This is a genomic window from Virgisporangium aliadipatigenens, assembly GCF_016863615.1.
Lineage (GTDB): Bacteria > Actinomycetota > Actinomycetes > Mycobacteriales > Micromonosporaceae > Virgisporangium > Virgisporangium aliadipatigenens.
The window spans coordinates 56,616-75,238 of the sequence record NZ_BOPF01000026.1 but is presented as its reverse complement, the minus strand read 5'-3'; the positions used below and the strand labels follow the sequence as shown (position 1 = coordinate 75,238).

Here is an 18,623-nt window from a genome sequence, read left to right as displayed (position 1 = left end):
ACGCCCAACTCGACTGCCGCAACCCCGTTCGGGTCCACATCGGCAGTGCCGTCGAACGCTACCGCCCAGCTCGGGCCGCGCCGGCTGCGTCCTGGGCGACGAAACTGCTGGCGCTCATCGAGCGGAAGACATATTCTGCAGGGCTTTCTCCACAACGGCTTACGCATCTTCCACGAGAAGGGGTCCGAGGATGATCGAGGAGTGGCAGCGGCGCTTCCCGGGCACATGTGTAGATCCGCAACTACGACCGGTTTATCCGTTCGATGAATCCGGAAGTTCTATCATCATTTACGACGGAAATGTGGGCGGTGTCGCGGCGCATGAACAGCGTGGTTCGGTCGAGCTGTCCCTTAACGGCAAGCCGTCCCTTCGTTGGAGCGTCGAACCGGACCCGGACAACTTCTCGGTCAGCATGGATGACGTTGAGTTGGGGCTGCGGCGCGGGTCGCGGGACTGGATGGTGTCCGCGTATCGCACCACTCCGGACAGTGGCTGGTTCAATCGTGCAGAACTCGCGACGCCTGACGCGCAACTGCAACGCGTGATAGTCCATTGGATAAATCTGCCGGATATTCAAGCTTATGGCAGGATCGCTACCGAAAACGATTGCTGGAACGGGCGCTGGCAGACGGAGGTGGATGGTTGGCGCGTGACGCTCGACAGGCGTCACGACCACGCCCACGTCACGGAGAAGGCTACTGCGCCTGTGTTCGTGCTTACGCACGTCATGGAAGTGCGCCGCGTTGGCGGCGACGATTTCGATGTGGCGTCCGTGCGGCAAGTGCTGGAGTGCCTTCGGGTGTGCTTTTCGTTCGCGTTCGGGCGATGGGTTGCGCCGGCGTTGCCGGTCGGCTTCGACTCCGCAGACGAAGTCGTGTGGGAGGAGTGGACGGCGCCCATCTGTGATCCATACCGGAAGATCGGCGCCGCCTGGCTGTACCGACTTCGGGCGGACGATCTCATGGAACTTGTCGAACGCGCATTGCCGGCCTTCCTCGATCCAGATCGGCCGGGTGCGACACGGTTCCAGATGGTCTTGGCAGTCCAGGCTGTCGAAACCGGATTCCTGGAGCAGCGGATCATGTCCGCCTTTCCGGCGCTTGAGAACCTGGCGTGGATCACGCTTGCGCTCAGCGGACTGGTCACGCGCAGCGAATATCGAAACTCTAAAACCTGGCCCGGCGAACGGCGATTGCGACGGCTACTGGAACTTGCGCAGGTACCAATCGACATCGACAAGGCAGAACTTCCCGCGCTGGCGGATTTTGCCGCCGCTGAGAAGCTCGATGACGGGCCGGCCGCCGTGGTGAAGGTTCGAAATCGACTCATTCATCCGAAGAGTCCGCATGACGAGATCTACCAGCTTGATGGGCTCGTCAAGGACGCCTGGTTCTTGTCACGGCACTACCTGACCTTGCTGATCCTGCACTCGATCGGCTATCAAGGCTCCTACGTGAAGTTGTTCCCGCCCGGCGGCTCGGCTGGCGACGCCAAACCAGTCCCGTGGGCGCAACTCCAGCCCCGCACCGACGCCGCCGGCTGATGAAGGATCCAGCCAGCCGCTTGAACCCGCGCGACGTTGTACCTGCGCCCGATAGACCGACCTCCCGCGAATGGACCCGACGATGGATGACGCGATTCAGCTGATCAGCGACGGTGACGGCCTAGCGATCATCGGGGGCTCGGCAGCTGTCGAAGAGCTCCTACTCGCGGAGGGCCTGTGGTCGTCGTCCAGAGACCTCGGACAGCGGCTCGGGTCTGTCCTCGGAGTAGGCACCGCAGTGGCGGTGGCGGGCTCTGAAATTGCCGCCCACTCGGGTCGCTGGGTGAAGTTGACTGAAGAATCGGCACAGCTCGTCAAGCGGTTCGGGCTGATGGACAGCAAGACCCCAGGCATCAGTCATGCGATGGTGGGCGAACCGGGCTCGATCAAGTCATGGCTCCAGATCGCGAAGGGCTCACGAGCGTTTCTAAACGCGGGAATGCTTGCGGGTGTCGCAGGGCTCATGCAGCAGGCCGCGATGCAACAGTCGATGGCCGAGATCACCGCCTACCTCGCCAGGATCGACGAGAAGATCGACGAGCTGATGCGCAAGGTCGATGACACCGTGCGGAAGGACATGATCGGGGCGGGCGCCATGATCGCGCGCGCCATGACCATGCGGGAGGAGGTCGGCTGGGTCACCGATGACTCGTGGTCGACGGTGCAGGACATACCGGGGAAACTCGCGGACGTTCAGGGCTATGCGTTGCTTCAAATTGAAGCAATCACGGCGAAGCTGGAAGATAAAAACAAGATGGGCGGCCTCGCTCAGACGGCCAGGGAGGCCGAACGCGAAGTTCAGGGGTGGCTGACACTCCTGGCTCATTGCTTCCAGATGCAGGACGCGTTCGATGTGCTTGAACTCGACCGGGCGCTCGACGCATCCCGGGAAGAGCTGGAGGCGCGTCTTCGGGGCGTGAAGACTGACCGGCAGAACCGGTTGGAGATCATCGCGCGGACCCTGGAGTCCTTGTTGGTTCGCATGGATGCGGCTGTCAGCACGGCCAATGCGAAGGTGCTGCTGCATCGAACTGCGTCCCGGGCCGTGGTGGATTCGGGCAACCACGTTGCGGCCGGCATCCATGAATTCTTCGGGTTGCTTGGCATCGCAGCTGGCCTTCAGTCCTGGCATGCGAGGCGATGGAAGGACGCAGCCGCGGAGGCGAGAGACAAGGTTCTCGAAAAGGCGGGGCCCGCGGCGGCTGGAATAGCCGTCGGAGGTATCGCAATCGCCCTCAAAGTCCTCCACGATCGAGACAGGAAAGGCTGAGCCAGGACTCCGTTCGTCGGCGACACGTAGCCGCGTCAACGCGCGTGATGGAGCCCCGGCCGGTTGTTCGTGGGATATGGGCCCGGCAGTTCAGGGCGAACGCGGCAAGGTCCTCGCACGGCGGGCGGCCTCAGCCCGCACGTTCATATCGACGACTGCTGGCGTCGGGCGGATCGAAGTCCGGTGTCAGAGCTTGCCCATGTGGATTTGCGCGATGATGCTTCGGCCAATTTCGCCGTACGGTTCGCGGCGAGCGGCCGATCTTCTTGGCGATCTCGGCCGCGCTCAGCCGAGGGTTCTTGCTCAGCCAGAAGGCAACCGCATCGGAGGTGGCTACCGGTAAGGCATCCTCTGCGAAGCCGTCCGGATCGCCTGTGCCGGGCTCGGCGTCCGTGTTGCACTCGTTCGATGTCAGAGGCGGGACCTCAGGACGGTGGACGCTAATAGCCTCGGGCGGAACGTTTCTGGGTGAGTCAAGGTCAGGCGCCGCGGACTGCGGCCGCATGGGCTGCTGGCGGATGTCGGCGACATCGGCCGGTAGTTGGGCCGCCTGAGGTCCATCGGCTTCGATGTGGCGGATGCGGGCGGCGAGTTCGACGAGGCTGATCGAGGCCACGATGACGAGCCCGTCGACGGAGATCGGCAACAGGTACGCGGCTGGGCCGCCTTCGCCGAATCTGGCGGCGACCTCTGCCATATGGCGGTAGGACACGTAGGCGGCAATGCCGGCAATGGCCGCCGTCGCGGCCAGCCTGCACGCAGCCAAGGCTTTGTGGTGTACCGGTACTCGCGCGATGAGTTCGATCGTCAGGAGCAACGCCACCGGCGGCCAGGCGGCGATGGCCTGACTCACCGGGTGTGGTCTGGCGTGCAGGATGTTCGCGGCGGTGGAGGCGAGCACGCCGAGGGCGAGGACGGCGCGAATCGCCCACCGCACCCGCCGCAACTCCGCGACGGCGTCGCTGTCGTGGGCCGCAGCCGGCAGCGGCGCGGCGGTCATGTCGGACCGCCTGCGGCGTGGGGGGAGCGCTGCTGTTGCGGCAGTCCGGCGAGGAGTTCGTCTGCCAGCGCGAGAGTTTCGTCGCCGGCTTCGGCGTCGATGTCGTCGAGACGTCGACGTAGGGCGGTGCGGGTGGCTCGGATCGCGTCGGCGTCGCTTCGGCCGGCGTGGATGCGCATGATGGCGCGGGCGATCTGTTCGGCGTGCGGGTGGTGGGCGGTGGCCGCGTCGAGGACGGCCAACGCCTCCATGGTCTCCCCGGTGACGGTAAGGGTTTCAGCGAGGGTGAGGACGGCGTCCACGGCTTGGCGGCGAGCGGCCTCACGGTACGTTTCGGCCCAGTCGTAGCGGCGGGTGATGTCGGCGAACGGGCCGGTATAGAGGCCGACTGCGCGCCGCAAGGCGGCGATCCTTCCGTTGGAGTCGGTCGCGGTGAGCGCGTCGCGGATGGCGTCCTGCATCTGCCACAGGTCGATTCGGAACGCGTCGCGGTTGAGCCGGTACTGCTTGGTCCGGGTGAACTCGATGTAGTCCTGTGTTCCTCCGATGAGGGTGGCTATTCTGCGGAGGTTGGACACGATGGTGTGCAACCGTTGCGGTGCGCTGCGGGCGGGCATCTCCGGGATCAGGTCTTCGAGAATGTCGTCCTGGCTGGCGGTGCCGCCACGCGCGGCGAGGTAGGCGAGGAGTTCCACCGCTTGGGGGCGCAGTCGCTCGTCTTGCGGTGCGTCGACGATGTGGGGGCGTCCGAGCAGGTGCACCGTGACCGGCGTGCATCCGTTGGCGGCTCCGAGGTTGGCGGGCCGCTCGCCGTCGTCTTTTTCCCTGCGCTCCTCACCGCTGCCGAGCGGCTCCAGGCCCTGCGCCGGTCCGGTGGTGCGAGCAGGAAGGTCGTCCCTCCCGTCACGCACATCGGATTGGTCCGGCACCACCGCGTCGTCGGTGGTCTCGGCTGGGTTTGCCGACTCCGTGGCCTCGGCGTCGGCAGCGGCGATCATCGCTTCGTCGGCACTCGGCGCGGTCTCTGCGGGCGAGTCGGGGCGGTCGTAGGCGGTGCCGATGGGTTCACCGTTGTGCGATTCGATGAGGACGCGCAGCAGGTCGGTGGCTTCGTCGGGGGCGAGGATGGTGAGTCGGCCGGTGTCGGCCAGGTGTGCGCCGTGGCGGGCGGCGTCGGACGTGGCGGGGGTGAGGGTGCCGTCTTCGGCGACGATGACGGTGTTTCCGTGTGGCCAGTCGCCGAGCAGGACGCCGTGGATGTCCACGTGCGGGCTCGCGGACAGCAGGGCGGCGATGCGGACCCGTTCGTGGTCGGCGTTGACGTCGGTGATGAGCACGGTCGGCGGCATGTACGGGGCCATGGGGTCGGTCTCGCGCAGCGCGGTGAGGTTGTCGACCTCGTTGTCGTAGAGGATCCGGGAGCGGGTTAATGCTTCCTGTTCGAGGATCGTGAGGCCGTGGTTGAGGTCGGCGGTCACGGTGAGGCGGTCGCTGTCGGGGAGCAGGACGGCGTCGGCGCCGAGGAGGGTGGCCAGGGTCGCGGCGGGGATGACCACGTATCCGCGCGAGTGTGGTTCGTCGACGCCGCCGGCGGCGAGCGCGGCGACGAGGAAGCCGCGGGCGGCGGCTTCGGCGGCGGGGCCGGTTAAGCCGATCCCGGCCGGTGGCCACATGTCCACGATCGGGTTCGTCAGTGCTGGGGTGACCGGCGGTGGCGGGTCGGCCAGCAGGTCCCACAGATCGTCGCCGTCGCCGTCGCCCTCGCCGTCGCCCTCGGCGCCGTCCTCCTCGGCAGTGGCGTCGGGATCGCTGGTGTCGCTGGTCGGGGTGTCGGCGACCAGCGGCGCGGGGAAGTCGACGGTGTCGTCATCCGCAGCCGGCGCGTCGTCGGTGCCGGCGGTGCGCAGGTCGTCGAGGAAGGTGCGGTAGGCGTGGAGGTCTCGGACGCTGGCTGCGGTGACTCGCTCGCCGGTGCGGAGGCCGCGCCGCAGGTGTGTGACGACCGGGGGCATCGGGTCGTCGACGATCAGGTCGGCGGACAGGTCACGGCGCCGTTGGTGGCGGCGTCGGTGTGCCCAGACCAACGCCACTGCGGCCAGTAGGGCCGCGACGAGGCCCACGTCGACCCAGGAGCCGCTGCCCAGGTGGACGCCGGGCACCGGCGCGGACGTGGACGGAGCCCGGTCGTCATCGCTGTTCTGCGACGGCGTCTGCGGTTGCGTGGAGTCCTGCGGTGGCGGGTCGGCGATCACGCCGTCATCGACCGGGACCGACGGCGGCGTGCTGTCCACCGACGGCGCTGTGGACGTTGATGGTGTCACTGGCTCGGGATCTGGTGGTGGGGCGGCTTCGGGCGCGGAGCTGGGCGGGTCGCTGCCGGCGGGGGGTGTTGGTGCGGCCGGGGTGAGGCCGGCGGGTGGGGTGGCGTCGTCGGGGAGGTCGAGTGTCCATCCTGGACGGATGATGTCCGGGTTTCGTAGGGTGCCGCCCGGGTTGGTGAAGTGGACGCCACGGTTGAGGGCGAAGATCTCGGGCCACCGGTTGGCGTCGCCGAGCCAGGTCTTGGCGATGTCGGAGAGGCTGTCGCCTGGCCGGACGGTGTAGCTGTAGCGGTGTCCGTTGGCTACCAACGTCACTTCACCACCAGCAACAGATCGTGCGGCGCCCGCGTGCACGTCCATCATCGCCGGAGACGTCGCCGCGAGCGTCACCGAGGTCGGTGTTGTTGCGGTCGAGGTCGTGGCGACGGCGTCCACTGTGACGGTGCCTGCGTCGGTCGCTGTCGGTGTGGCCGGCGAAGTCGAGACAGCGGAAGCGGTCGGAGTAGGTGTGGCAGCGAATGCGGCCCCTGCTGGTGGGTGTGCCTGGGCGGCGGTGGCGAGGATGCCGCCGGTGATCGCGGCGACGAGTACGGCTGCCAGGCCGCGGGTCGGGGTGAACGCGCGCGGCTGCGGAAGCCGTACACCGGCGAGGACGGCGAGGAGTTCGGCGGCGACCGACCAGGCGAAGGACAGCCAGGTGGCCCACAGTGCGGCGACGAGGGCAAGTCCGAGGGTTTCGTCGGTGAGATGTGTCGTCAGGGCGTCGGCGACATCGGTCCAAGACGGGACTTCGTGCGGTAGCGGGCTGGGCAGGTAGGTGAGCAGGGCGTACGGGACGCCGATCAGGAGGAGCGCGAGTGCTGCCAGGCCGGCGATGCGGCGGGCGAGTGAGGCAAGCGTGGTCAGCACGGCTCAACTCCTGAACGGGTCGTGAACGACGGGGATGGTTCAGCGGGTGGTGGGTGACGCGGTTGCGGTGGCCGCGATCGGAATGCTCGTGACACCGACGAGGGTCAGCAGTTGGGTGCGGCGTGTGCCGGTGACGGTCACCGTGACCGTGGTCGAGGTGGTGGACACCGCGCCGGGTTTGCCGCGGGTGGTGAGAAACGCGCGGGCAGCGGCTGCGGCGGCCGGTTGGTCGAGCCGAACCACGCCTGCGGCGCGGTGGGCGGCCATGTCCAGTCGTTGGGTGCCCGCGCGGGCCGCGGCCTGGGCGATGTCCAGAAGCCGGACCTTGTCGGCCATCACTAACCCTTGGTCGAGGACGAGACCGGCCAGCACGAGCACGATGACGGCACCGAAGATCGTCCAGAGACTGACCTGCCCCCGGTCGTCGCGCCACGACCGACGTCTGCGCACGGGCCGAGCCGCCGTCATTGCAGCACCTCGCCGTCGGCCCGCGCCCGAGCCGGCGAGCCGGTGTTTGCCCGGGATGGCCTCGCCGTGGCGAAGGTTCCGGATCGGCTGTCGGCGCGGTAGGTGTCGACCGGCTGCACGGAGCTGCCGGTGATGGTGACGGTGCCGGGTAGCCCGAGCCCGTACAGATCGGAGAGTTTGACGGTGCATCGGACTGTGACGCTCACCGTGCCGCCGGGCCGCATCGAGGCGAGGTCGACGACGACGGTCCGGGGCCGGCAGGTGATCTGCCGGTCGGCGAGCATCGTCGCGGCGAGGTCGCGGGCGCTGCTCGACGCGCCGCCCGCGGTGCGGGCGATCGACGCCTGCCGGGCGGCGGCTGCTGCGGCGGCGTTGACGTCGATGGCGGCCGAGGCGTAGCGGACGCACACCACCACGACCAGTGCGACGAGCACCATGATCGGCACGTAGCCCACGGCGAGGTCGACTGCGACGGAACCGCGTTCCGCCTGATCCCGCGACGAACGTGGCCGGGTTGTCATGCGACCGGTCCCTTCCGGACCGGCACGTCGTTGCCAGCGTCGAATTGGGCCGCGCGGAAGCGTTCCACCGGCGCGCGGACCTGAGTCGACACGCTCAGGTGCACGAACGGCACGACCGAGGGCACTCGCCCGCGGATGCTCACCTGCGCGGTCGTGGTGTCGCGTTGGACGGTGATCTGCGGTGCAAGCACCGTAGTTCCGCCGACCTGTGCCAGCACGGCGCGGGCATCGGCGTGTCCGGCGCGGGTCGTGCCGCCGGTGATCCGGGTGGTTTGCAGCGCGTGGTTCGCGGCGTGTTGGACGGCGAGCTGGGCGATGCCCCAGACGGCGAATTGCACGCCGAGGAGGATCAGCAGGAACACCAGCGGTGCGGCGAGAACCTGCTCCACGGTCGCCGATCCACGTTCCCTGGCATCCCACCGCCGGCCGATCGGCGGCCGTCGCCGGTCAGAGCGAAACACCGTTGATCTTTGCGAGGATCTTGGTGCGGAAGACGGCGTAGACCGCGAGGACGATGACGACGGTGAGCGCGATCCACAGGACCTTGTCGACGGTTTCGCTACCGCGATCACGACTGGAACGCAGCCGGTCGAAACGGTCGGTCACGGTCAACGCGAGCATGGTCAGCAGGGCGGCGAGGCGGGCAGCGGGCATCGTGGACTCCAACGGGTTTCGTAGGTGGGAAGAGCTGTCAGAAGGTGTCGATACCGGCGACAGCCGGATAGAGGAGAAACAGCATGTAGGCGGCGGCCAGGAGCATGACCGGCATCGACATGCGTTCGGTGGCGGAGTTCGCTTTGGCCTCCAGGGCGGCGGCTTGGTGCGCGCGGAGGGTGGCGCAGCGCACCGCGAGGGAGTGCCGGATCCGGGCGCCTTCGGTGCCGGCCAGGCTCATCGTCGCGGCGAGTTCCTCCAGCTCGACGACGCCGGTTTCCTGGCCGAGGTCGCCGAGGGTCTGCCACGGCGGCACGCGCAGGACGCGGGCGGTGGCCACGGCGCGGTTGAGGCGGTGGGCGGCCCAGCCGTTGGTGTCGGCGCACGCGTCGTCGAGGGCCTGTTCGAGACCGGCGCCGCCGGCGAGGGAGATGACGACCAGGTCGAGCACGGCGGACAGGGCATGACGCAGTTCGTCGCGGCGGCGTGCGGCTTCGGCGTGCACGGTGTACTCGGCCAGCCACCACCCACCGGCGCCGCCGAGCAGGCACGCCCACAACGGTGCGGCGGCGCCGAACAGTTCGCCGTTGCCGTCGAGGACGACCAGCGCCACCGGTGGCAGGAACAGCCCGGCGAGAAACGCGATCGCCTGGTCGGCCAAATGCTTGGCCACCGGCCGTTCCAGCACCGCGAGGTCGGCGCGGGTCGACGCCCGTGGCAGGCCGAGCGCCCGCAGCGGCGCCGACAACAACCGCACCCGCAACGCCAACGGCTCCACCGCGGTACTGGGCGTGCGGCGCAGCCGATCGAGGGCCTGGGTCAGGGTCGGCCGCGCCGGCACCAGACCGGACACGATCAGCAGTAGGCCGAGGCCGGCGAGTACGCCGAAGCTGAGGGAGACGTTGAGCCCGGTCATGACGACGGTCCTTGGCCGGTGAGAATCCGGGGTGGTTGCCCGACTGTTGAGGCGCGGCCGAGCCAGATGAAACCGGCCCCGAAGATCGCGCCGACGCTCAGCAGCACCATCTGTCCGGTGACCGTTGAGTATGGGGCGAGGAAGCCTTGGTTGAACACGATCAGCACGGCGATCATGACGACCGCCGTCCCGGCGATGACGCGGGCCGCGGTGCGGGTCGATGCGCGTTTCGTGGCTACCCGCAGCCGGATCGACGCCTGCTCGCGGGCGGTCCCGGCGAGACTGGTCAGGCACTCGGTGAGCTGCCCGCCGTGGTATCCGGCCGCCTGAGCGAGCGCACGGACAACGAGGTCGGCGGTCGGGTCGGCCAGATCCTCAGCGAACGCCCGCAGCGCGTCAGAAAGCCGTGCACCGCTGCGCACCGCGTGCGCGAGCGCGCGCACATGGACCGCGATCGGCGGCGGGGCCACCGCGGCGGTGGCAATGATCGCCTGCTCCAGCCCGGCGGCGGAGGACAGCGTGTCGCGCAACAGTTCCGTCCACGTCGCGACCGCCTCAATCCGCGCCACCACGACCGTATGCTCGCGGTCCGGTCCGAGGACCTTCGGTAGCGCCCACACCGCCGCCGCGGTGAGCACGGCCGCGACCGGCCAGCGGGTCACCACCGCGACCGCGATCCCGCCGAGAACCCCGGCCACGAGCCGATTCCGGTCCGCGCGGGTCAACACCCGTCGGCGCGGGCGGGACACGGTCGGTTCGCGACGGCGTAGGCCGTCAACGAACAGCGCGAGGCCGGCGGCGCAGCCGAGCCCGAATAGCACAGCGGACAGGTTCATCCCGCTCACCACCTGTCCCGTAGCAGCAGGTCCGGGTCGAGGCCGGCCGCGGCGAGTTCGGCGAGCGTTTCGGCGCGGATCGGCGCCGCAGGCACCGCTCGACGGTCCGGTCCCGGCCGGTAGATTTCGTTGGACGGGACCTGGGTGCCGTCGCCTTCGAACACCTGCCGGATCGATGAGACGACCCGGGTGCCGTCGGTCGCGGTGGCGATGAACACGACGAAGTCCACGGCCTCACCGATAAGGGTGTTCGCGGCGTGGAACGTCAGGTTCTCCGGCGCCTGCAACACATACATGGCCAGCCGGGACAGGGCCTGCTTCGACGACGAGGCGTGGATCGTGCACATCGAGCCGTCGTTGCCCTGCGACATCGCCATCAGCATCGGGACCGCCTCGGCGCCACGGGACTCGCCGACGATCACCCGGTCCGGGCGCATCCGAAGCCCGAAGCGGACCATCGCCGACATGTCGATCCCGCCGACGCCTTCCAGGTTCGGTTCGCGTTGCTGCAACGCCACCGTGTTCGGATGCGCCTCGACGTCCTCGTCCAGGCCGAGTTCGTAGGCATCCTCGACCGTCACGATCCGCTCGTGCGGCGGGATCGCACCCGCACACGCGCGCAGCAGCGTGGTCTTGCCGGCGCCGACCCCGCCGCAGATCACCAGGTTCTTCCGCGCCCGCACCACCGCGCGCAGCAAGTCGCGCATCCCGCCGGTCAGCTCACCGCGGCCGACGAGGTCGTTAAGGGACACCCGGTGCAGGGAGTTGCGGCGGATCGACACCGACGGACGTTTGGCCACCGCCATCACCGCGAACAATCGCTGACCGCCCGGCAGCTGCAACGACAGCGCCGGCGAGCCACGGTCGAAACGGCGTTCCTCCTGCCCGGAGCGGGCGGCGGCGACACGGATCAGCTCGACCAACTCGGCGTCCGATGCCGCGACCGGTGGCGCCTGGTGCACGGTGCCGTCGGTGCGGCGGATCCACACGTTGTCGAACCCGTTGACGAACACGTCCTCCACCAACGGGTCGTCGATGTGGCGTTGGAGACCGCCGAGGCCGGTGAAACTGTCCCGCACAGCGCGGGCCGCAGCCGCCTCGGCCTGCGGTGTCAACGGCGTGCGACCGGCGGAGATGTCCGTGTGGGCGTTGGACACCAATTCCTCGGCGATGTAAGCCGCGATCAGTGCTTGCCGTTGCTCGTCGGGAAGGTCCGCGCCACGCGCGGCGAGCCGTTCCGCGACGCGAGTCCGGATGCGGGCGATCAGCTCGGGTGATACGACGGTTGCCGTGCTTGTTCGGGTCGGCGTGTGGTCGAGGGCCGTCACGATGCCACGTCCATAGGTGCGTGCGTTTCGGCTTCCAACGCGGTCACGGTGTCGTGGAGAGCACGTGCCAGGCGGGTCCGGCGCCAGCCACGGCCGGTCAACCGGCCCGCGAGGACCCCCGCGCCCCACCGGTCCCGCGGCAGTTCGGCCTGGACCGCAACATCGAGCCGGTCTCCGACCTCGTCGACGGGGAACGGGCCTTTGCCGGCCACCAACAATCCGAATCGCGCACCAGGGGCGGCATCACGCAGCGCACTGATTCGGGAGTCCGCGTGGTCGAGTGCCTCCATCGTGGGGCTTACCGCCAGCAGCACGACATCGGCTGCCGCGAGCAGGCCCCCCGCCGGAGTTCCCGGGAAAAGCCGTCCGACATCGACGATGACCGCCGGGGCCAAGGCGGCCACCGTCGTGTCCGCGTGTGCGGACAACACGGCGACCGCGCCGGTCGCGGTCTCAGCTGAACCCGGCCCCACCACCGCAGTAACGCCGAGGCCGAGGTGCTGAACATGATCCGCGGTGGTTACCTCGCCGCCGTGGCGCATGGCCGCCGCGAGCGACGCCAGCCCTGGCTGCTGCGCCACACCGAACCGGGCGGCCACCACGCCGCCGGACGGGTCCGCCTCCAGGAGCAGCACCCGCGATAGGTCGCTCCACAACGCGGCCAAGCCGACCGCGGCCGTTGACACCCCGGGGGCGCCGGACACGGATCCACACACCACCAACATCGCGGCTACTCCTTCGCGCCAGACTGGACCAGCGACACGTCACCGGCAGCACCCGCGACCGTCTCGGCCGCCGCAGCGCCGAGCAGCAGCGTCACGACCTGACTGCCCGGCTCCTGCTCACCTGGCACGGCCGAGACCACCATCGCTGTCGCCCGACGCACCTGCACCGCCGCGTCTGCCGGACTCGACGCGGCGGTAGCCGGCTGGCCTGCTGCCGGGGCCACCAGGACCACGACGTTCGTGCCGGCGGCCAACGTCGCCGGAGCCTTCCCGGCCTTCACCAGAACGGCGATCACCGCTTGCCCCGCCGGCGGCCACGCCGCCGGACCGAGCTGGCCTTCCACCAACAAGCTGTTGGCCGCCAACGGCACCGCCGCGGTCCGCCCCACGAAATCGCTGCGCCGCGACGCCGGCAGCAACGCCAGACCGGACGCGCTCGCCACCTGCACCGTCGTCAGGTCCGCATCGGTCACCACCTGCCCGGCCGGCACCGCACGGGTCGTGGCCACGTACGCCTCTTCGGCGTGCCGGCGCAGATCGATCTGCCAGAACGCGGCAACGGTGGCGACCACGAGCAGAGCGCCGACAGCGGCACGCCTGCCGTTTCGCCGACCAGCCTTGTCTCCCGCCGGAGCGCTTGCGGCCGTCGATGTCGACGCAGGACGCGGCCGTTCCGTCGTCACACTCATGATTCCCCGTTTCGTCGGCGGCCGAGCGCCGCTGTCCCTTATCGACCGACGATGCTCGCCGGACCGCGTCTTGGTGATCGTGATGCTCGGTCAGCCGGTGACGACGGACTGCGCCTCGTCGACCTGTTGAAGGGTCGACCAGGTCGCGGTCAGATCGCCGACGGTCCCGGACTGGCCACCACCGGCCCACGTCACCCGGTACGTCACCGTCGCCGACACCGTGAACTGCCTGCCCTGCGACGAGCGGCGGTAGGTGAACCCACACGTCGGCGAACCGGCGTTCGGGTCGTGGACCCCGAACGTGAACACCGTCCCCGGCCCCGCGCACGTGACCGTGCTTCCCTCACCCATCCGCCACGTCACCCGCACCGGCGTCGCCGTCGCGATGACCGTCATCCCCGGCACACTGGCCGAGGCCGACACCGGACTGAAGCCCCGGGACAGCGCCAACCACACCGGTACCCCGACCAACGTCCGTCCGTGCGGGCTGAGCACACCGGCCAGCGGCGGCGGACGAAGCGCCGACCGCGCCCGCCGCGCCAACACCACCGGCGAGATCATCGGCGGCGCGGACGCCAGCCACCTCAACTCCGCCAACGAATTCTGCGCACCGGTCGCCGTGTCGTAACACGTCCGCCAATACCAGCGCCCCGGACCGTCCAACGGATGCCCCAGCTCCGCAGCCTGCTCCGCCGACACGTTTGCCGCGGTGAACAGACAGTTGTTCACCGGCCCGGAATCCCCACCGCCGTTACCACCACCGCCGGGACTCCCGCCGCTACCGCCGCCACCGGAGCCGGGCGTACCGACATCGATGTCACAATGCGACGGGCCGCACGTCACACCGTCACCCGGACCGGGCACGTTGTTGTCCGCGTGGGCCGGCGACCCGATCGCGAGTGCAGCCGCCAGGCTGGCGATCGCCGCCGACCTACGGCAGGTCAACACGCCTCGACCCCACCCGTCATCGCGTCGACCTTCCAACCACGATCAGTCAGCCGGACGATGGACTTCATCAACTTCCGACTGCCCGGCTCGTCGTCCCACAACTCGCCGGTGGTCCTGTAGCTCAACCAATTCGTCCCGTCGAGACAGTCGCTGACGACCACATCCCGTGGGACATCGACCGGCCGCGCGTCGAACGCCGTCGGTGACGACCCGAGCGTCCCCAGAACGACCCTCTGATCGAGCTGCGCGTCGATCAGCGTTCCGACAATCAACCGGAGCGCCTGCCCTTGCCCGAACTCGGCGAGCCCTGGCGCATTCGGATCCGACGTCTTCGCCGCCTCCACCCACGCCTGAACAAACTTGGAATACGCCACGACTGCATCACGCTCCGCAATCGCACGTGGTGATGCTGCGGTGGGGGCGCTAGCCGACGGCGAAGCGAGAACAGGAACCACCGGCGGTGCCGCCGACTCGTCGGTGCTGGGCCTGCCGCACGCCGTGAGCAGCACAGACGTGTACAGGACGGCGGCGAGAGCATAGCCGCGAACTATCCGGACATTCATGTAACTCACCCCGTAAACCCGAGTGCACCCGATTTGCACCCCCGAGTGACTCGAAGAGTGTTACCGAGAGTGCTCGCCTGCCGCTGTCATCTAGCGGGCCGACCTACCCGGCCAAGACGCCGGTCCCTCGTCGGCTATCTGTCCGGCTTGGCGGGTGCCCCGATCGCGGGCATGACCTGGCCACAGCGCGGATCACCGGTCTCAGCAGCAACGTGAGCATCGCTTCGGCAGGTGAACTCGAACGCTAAGCCGCACGAAGACCAGCCACGCTGCGCGGCGGACACGCCGCACACCGCATCTGAGGAGCCACCGTTCCGCCGACATGGCGGACCGGCGAACGACTCTGCAATTCCAGAAAGGAGACGATCCGCGATGGACGAACACCTCGCCACCCAGTCGAGTGTCCACAGTGGAGGAACATGCCCCCGCGCCACACCGACACCCCCGGTAACCGAGCACGGCCCACGACCGGCGTGCCCCGACCCGCCGGCCGCCAGATCGAAGCTACCGAGTCATTAGCCGGGCCGCCGAACGGGGACATTGACGCGCAACGCGCGGCGAAAGTCGCCGCGCTGCACGCAATGGCACAACCTCAACCGGCCGACACCCCGGAGATGTCGGCGTTACGGCAAGCGCTCCGCGACCAGTACCTGATGGCCCACATCGCGTCCATGGTCGATCAATGGCCCGCGCTGACGGCCGACCAACGCGAAACGCTGTCCGCGTTGTTCAACCCGCGACCTGCGAAACATTAACGCCACACTACGCAGGGCCGTCCCCCTGCCGGGGACGGCCCTGCGTGCACAACGGATTCGCGCTCCGGGATCGTGAGATCCGCCGCCCGGCGGCTCTTTACGCGTCCGAACGCCTCCAGCGGACCCGGTCGACGACCGGACACCGATGCCCAGGCGTCGGCGACCGACGGACTCGTAGCTCGCCACATGCCTTCGGCGAGAGCAGCAACCGCAACGCTTGCCGACGGGCCGGCATCGGCGCATCCTTCCACCGCTGCACCGGATCCATCCCCGGCCCGAAGAAGTCGTGCAACTCCGCTGGGGTCGACAACTCCGCCTCCCGCGCCTTGGCCGCCTTCAGCCTGGACAGAATTCCCGGCTCGGCCCGCGCCGCGAGCATCACTGACAACGTTCCCGCCCCGACCTGGTCGGCCAACGTGTCCAACTCGTGCTGAAGCTCCGCCACCTGCTCCTGAACAGCGAGCAACTCCGTGTCGTCATGCGCAGCGGTCAGCCACGCGAGGTTTTCCGGCCGAGCAAACAGGTCCATCACCGCCGCCTCGGCGAACGTATTCAGCCCGTCGTAGTCGATGCGGACACAGCTCTTACGGTGACACGTGTACTCCCGGCCCCGCTCGGAGTTACGCGCCGCGAGCGGCCCGTCGCACACATCACATACCGCGATCATCGACAACATGTGCACACCCCGCCCAGGGCGGGTCGTCACCCGCTCTGGCGCCGTCAACTTGCGCTTCACCGCCAGAAACACCGCGCGGTCAACCAGTGCCGGCCACTGCGCCTGGGTGTAGGTCGCCTTCGCCGACAAGGTGTGCCCGTTGGTTCGGCCGGGATCGTGGACCCGCTGTCCGCTGTAGGCCGGGTTCAGCGCCATCGACCGCAGATGCTGAGCGCTGAACACCAAACCCGTCCGAGTCCGTACCCCACGCGCCTCCAAGTCCTTCTCGATCGACCGCAATGAGTGACCCTTCTGGATGCGCTCGTACAGTTCCCGAATCACCGCAGCCTCGGCCGGCTCCTCCTCCTGCGCTACCAGCTTGCGAGTGACCGGGTCGTAGCGACGCCGGTAGCCGTACGGGCAGCGACCAAACGGCGTGCCTTCTGCCGCGCTCGCCGCAGCCGCACGGCGAGTCCGCTTCGACGTTTCCGCCGACGCCAGCTCGCTCTTGATGGCCAACTCCAACAAGTCCGCGCGATCGTAGGGGTTGCGCGGGTCGAAAACTCGGTCGTACGTAAAGATGAAGATCTTGACGTCGCGTTCCTCGCACAGGTCGATCAGCAGGACCCACTCGTTCGTCTTACGGGAACCGCGCGACCCCTCCCAGAGAACCAGTACCTCGGCGCCGAACCGGTCCTTCTGCAGGTCGGCGATCAGCCGATCGAAGCCCTCACGCGCCCGCGTCGCGTACCGCGATGCGCTACCGATGTCGCGGTAGGCGTTACCCAGCGTCCAGCCCCGCTCGGCGGTCGCACCGACATGATCGCGGTGCTGCTCTTCTGGCGATCGCTCTCGTCCCGACCGGTCCCTGCTGACTCGCAGGTATTCGCGTCCACGGGTGCTGACCTGGTGTTCTAAGGCGGGTGGCATGAGTTGATCATACCAACTAGTAAGGCATTGGCAACTCGGTCCTGCTGTGCGGCACCCACCACCGCCTCATCCACAAACAAGCGTGGGAAGTCCGCATGGCCGACGACGGACGGCCCGAGTTCCTCCCACCCGCCTACCTCGACCCACAGCGAAAGCCACGCCGGCACGTCTACCACCGGCGGCCGTGAGGTCAGTGCAGGTCGACGACCTCGGGCTCGCCGACGGGTGGGGTGCGGTGCAGGGCCGCCGACGCCACGCACCGGGTGAGCGGGAGACCCGGCGTGTCCAGGCCGTCCGGGAAGCGCGACTTCGGCGGTGCGCTCCACAGCTGTTCGGCCTCCGCGCGGTCGCGCACGATCACCCTGCCGGATCTCCCACCGGTCTCGCGACGGCACCGGCCCTGGCGGGTGTCGCCACCAGGATCAGCAGGCCGGCCGCGCACAGCACCGCGCCGGCGATGTACGCGGTCCGGTATCCCCAGCCCTGCGCCAGACCGAGGATCGGGCCGGCGAGCATGTTGCTCACCCGCTGGGTGTTCGCGAACGTCGTCGTCGCCTTGCCCGCCTCGCCCGGGCGCAGTTCCTGGAAGTAGGAGATGCCGAGGCCGGCGGCGGCGGCGACGAAGCAGGCGTTCAGCAGCTGTGCCACGCCGACCTGCCATCCGGCGTGCGCGACGGCGACCGTGGCGTAGTAGGCGACGCCGACCGCCGTTCCGACGATCACCAGGCGCCGCAACGGGAACCGGGCCGTCAGCGCACCCATGCCGAGCATCAGCGGAATCTCCAGGATCGCGCAGACGGCGAGGATCCAGCCGGCGTCGTTCACGCTGCCGCCCAGGTCGTGCGTGACGTACAACGACATGGCGAGCGTGCCGAGCGCGGCGGCGCACTGGATGAGCGTGAACGCGATCGCCGGCAGCAGCATGCCCCCGCCGCCGCCTTCGATCGGCGCCACGGTGGACACCACCCGCGGCATGCGCAGCACGATCAGCGCCGCCAGCGCGTACCCCGCGGCGACCGTGAGATAGAAGCCGGTGAAGCCCACCCCCGACAGCACGAACGCGGCCACCGGCGGCCCCACCACCCAGGCGAGCGAGACGAGCATGCGCAGGGCGTTCGTCACGGCGGGGGCATGGGTCGAACCCTGCTTGTCGAGCAGATCGCGGGCGAGTGCGAAGCCCTGCGGGAAGCCCGCGCCGGACGCCGCCACGAACGTCACCGCGACGATCAGCAGCAGCGCGTACGAACGGGTCAGCCCGTAGGCCGCGTAGCCCAGCACCCCGGCGCAGAGCGCGAGCAGCAGGATCTGCCGGCGCCGGCCGCCCCGGTCGGAAAAGCGGGCGAGCACGCTGCCGAGCGCCACCGACGCGCCCGCCGCCAGGAACAGGAACACCGCCGTGCGCACCGGTGAGGCGTGCACGGCGGTGTTCAGGTACAGCGGCAGGAACGGCAGCGTGAAGGCGCCGACGAAACCGACGATCGTGATGACGGAGCCGATGGGCAACAGCTCCTTGAAGCGCAGCGATCCCTTGAAACGCAGCGATTCTCTCAAGACCACCGATCCCCTGAATCCCACCAGGCGATTGTTCCCGT

General features: G+C 68.8%; 20 protein-coding genes. 4 read left to right on the top strand and 16 right to left on the bottom strand.

The window, feature by feature from the left end; translation table 11 throughout:
• Positions 1–190: 190 nt before the first annotated feature.
• Both Val02_RS31255 and Val02_RS31250 read left to right on the top strand, forming a co-directional pair.
• Complete coding sequence (locus Val02_RS31255) at positions 191–1,543, top strand: YopA family protein (protein WP_203902843.1); 1,353 nt, start codon at positions 191–193, stop codon at positions 1,541–1,543.
• 82 nt (positions 1,544–1,625) lie between these two features.
• Positions 1,626–2,813, top strand: coding sequence for a hypothetical protein (locus Val02_RS31250; RefSeq protein ID WP_203902842.1), 1,188 nt, complete (start codon positions 1,626–1,628; stop codon positions 2,811–2,813).
• Between the two features lie 130 nt (positions 2,814–2,943).
• On the opposite strand, the gene Val02_RS31245 is transcribed toward Val02_RS31250, so the two are convergent.
• From Val02_RS31245 to Val02_RS31190, 12 genes are all read right to left on the bottom strand, one after another.
• Positions 2,944–3,813 (bottom strand): DUF2637 domain-containing protein, encoded by an 870-nt coding sequence (locus Val02_RS31245; protein WP_203902841.1) that lies wholly within the window; start codon positions 3,811–3,813, stop codon positions 2,944–2,946.
• Positions 3,810–7,043: an AfsR/SARP family transcriptional regulator gene (locus Val02_RS31240; RefSeq protein ID WP_203902840.1), complete on the bottom strand. Its 3,234-nt coding sequence runs from the start codon at positions 7,041–7,043 to the stop codon at positions 3,810–3,812. Before Val02_RS31240 ends, Val02_RS31245 begins: the two co-directional genes overlap by 4 nt.
• 39 nt (positions 7,044–7,082) lie before the next feature.
• Complete coding sequence (locus Val02_RS31235; RefSeq protein ID WP_203902839.1) at positions 7,083–7,511, bottom strand: pilus assembly protein TadG-related protein; 429 nt, start codon at positions 7,509–7,511, stop codon at positions 7,083–7,085.
• Positions 7,508–8,032 (bottom strand): TadE family protein, encoded by a 525-nt coding sequence (locus tag Val02_RS31230; protein ID WP_239153469.1) that lies wholly within the window; start codon positions 8,030–8,032, stop codon positions 7,508–7,510. Before Val02_RS31230 ends, Val02_RS31235 begins: the two co-directional genes overlap by 4 nt.
• Positions 8,029–8,421, bottom strand: a complete 393-nt coding sequence (locus Val02_RS31225; protein WP_239153468.1) for a TadE family protein — start codon at positions 8,419–8,421, stop codon at positions 8,029–8,031. Before Val02_RS31225 ends, Val02_RS31230 begins: the two co-directional genes overlap by 4 nt.
• Positions 8,422–8,479: 58 nt before the next feature.
• Positions 8,480–8,686 (bottom strand): hypothetical protein, encoded by a 207-nt coding sequence (locus tag Val02_RS31220; protein WP_203902838.1) that lies wholly within the window; start codon positions 8,684–8,686, stop codon positions 8,480–8,482.
• 37 nt (positions 8,687–8,723) lie between these two features.
• Positions 8,724–9,602 carry a type II secretion system F family protein gene (locus Val02_RS31215; protein WP_203902837.1) on the bottom strand — a complete coding sequence of 293 codons (879 nt, stop codon included), beginning with the start codon at positions 9,600–9,602 and terminating at the stop codon, positions 8,724–8,726.
• Positions 9,599–10,438 carry a type II secretion system F family protein gene (locus Val02_RS31210; protein ID WP_203902836.1) on the bottom strand — a complete coding sequence of 280 codons (840 nt, stop codon included), beginning with the start codon at positions 10,436–10,438 and terminating at the stop codon, positions 9,599–9,601. Before Val02_RS31210 ends, Val02_RS31215 begins: the two co-directional genes overlap by 4 nt.
• Positions 10,439–10,443: 5 nt before the next feature.
• Positions 10,444–11,766: a TadA family conjugal transfer-associated ATPase gene (locus Val02_RS31205; protein WP_203902835.1), complete on the bottom strand. Its 1,323-nt coding sequence runs from the start codon at positions 11,764–11,766 to the stop codon at positions 10,444–10,446.
• Positions 11,763–12,401: a CpaE/TadZ family protein gene (locus Val02_RS31200; protein ID WP_239153467.1), complete on the bottom strand. Its 639-nt coding sequence runs from the start codon at positions 12,399–12,401 to the stop codon at positions 11,763–11,765. The genes Val02_RS31205 and Val02_RS31200 overlap by 4 nt, the downstream gene beginning before the upstream one ends.
• A 95-nt stretch (positions 12,402–12,496) precedes the next feature.
• On the bottom strand, positions 12,497–13,180 hold the full coding sequence (locus Val02_RS31195) for an SAF domain-containing protein (protein ID WP_203902833.1): 684 nt from the start codon (positions 13,178–13,180) through the stop codon (positions 12,497–12,499).
• A gap of 90 nt (positions 13,181–13,270) precedes the next feature.
• Complete coding sequence (locus Val02_RS31190) at positions 13,271–13,576, bottom strand: hypothetical protein (protein WP_203902832.1); 306 nt, start codon at positions 13,574–13,576, stop codon at positions 13,271–13,273.
• Between Val02_RS31190 and Val02_RS31185 the strand changes: the two genes are divergently transcribed.
• The gene (locus Val02_RS31185; RefSeq protein ID WP_203902831.1) at positions 13,566–13,808 is read left to right on the top strand and encodes a hypothetical protein; all 243 of its coding nucleotides are present in this window, start codon (positions 13,566–13,568) and stop codon (positions 13,806–13,808) included. The genes Val02_RS31190 and Val02_RS31185 overlap by 11 nt on opposite strands.
• 313 nt (positions 13,809–14,121) lie before the next feature.
• On the opposite strand, the gene Val02_RS31180 is transcribed toward Val02_RS31185, so the two are convergent.
• Complete coding sequence (locus Val02_RS31180; RefSeq protein ID WP_203902830.1) at positions 14,122–14,691, bottom strand: hypothetical protein; 570 nt, start codon at positions 14,689–14,691, stop codon at positions 14,122–14,124.
• 419 nt (positions 14,692–15,110) lie between these two features.
• On the opposite strand from Val02_RS31180, the gene Val02_RS31175 reads away from it, so the two are divergent.
• Positions 15,111–15,446, top strand: a complete 336-nt coding sequence (locus Val02_RS31175) for a hypothetical protein (protein WP_203902829.1) — start codon at positions 15,111–15,113, stop codon at positions 15,444–15,446.
• 97 nt (positions 15,447–15,543) lie between these two features.
• Here the strand turns inward: Val02_RS31175 and Val02_RS31170 are convergent, their stop codons facing one another.
• The 3 genes from Val02_RS31170 to Val02_RS31160 form a co-directional block, all read right to left on the bottom strand.
• Positions 15,544–17,031 (bottom strand): recombinase family protein, encoded by a 1,488-nt coding sequence (locus Val02_RS31170; protein WP_203902828.1) that lies wholly within the window; start codon positions 17,029–17,031, stop codon positions 15,544–15,546.
• 190 nt (positions 17,032–17,221) lie between these two features.
• Positions 17,222–17,386: a pyridoxamine 5'-phosphate oxidase family protein gene (locus Val02_RS31165; protein WP_203902827.1), complete on the bottom strand. Its 165-nt coding sequence runs from the start codon at positions 17,384–17,386 to the stop codon at positions 17,222–17,224.
• Positions 17,387–17,388: 2 nt separating this feature from the next.
• Entirely contained in the window at positions 17,389–18,582 is a 1,194-nt protein-coding gene (locus Val02_RS31160; protein WP_203902826.1) for a sugar efflux transporter, read from the bottom strand.
• Positions 18,583–18,623: the final 41 nt, after the last annotated feature.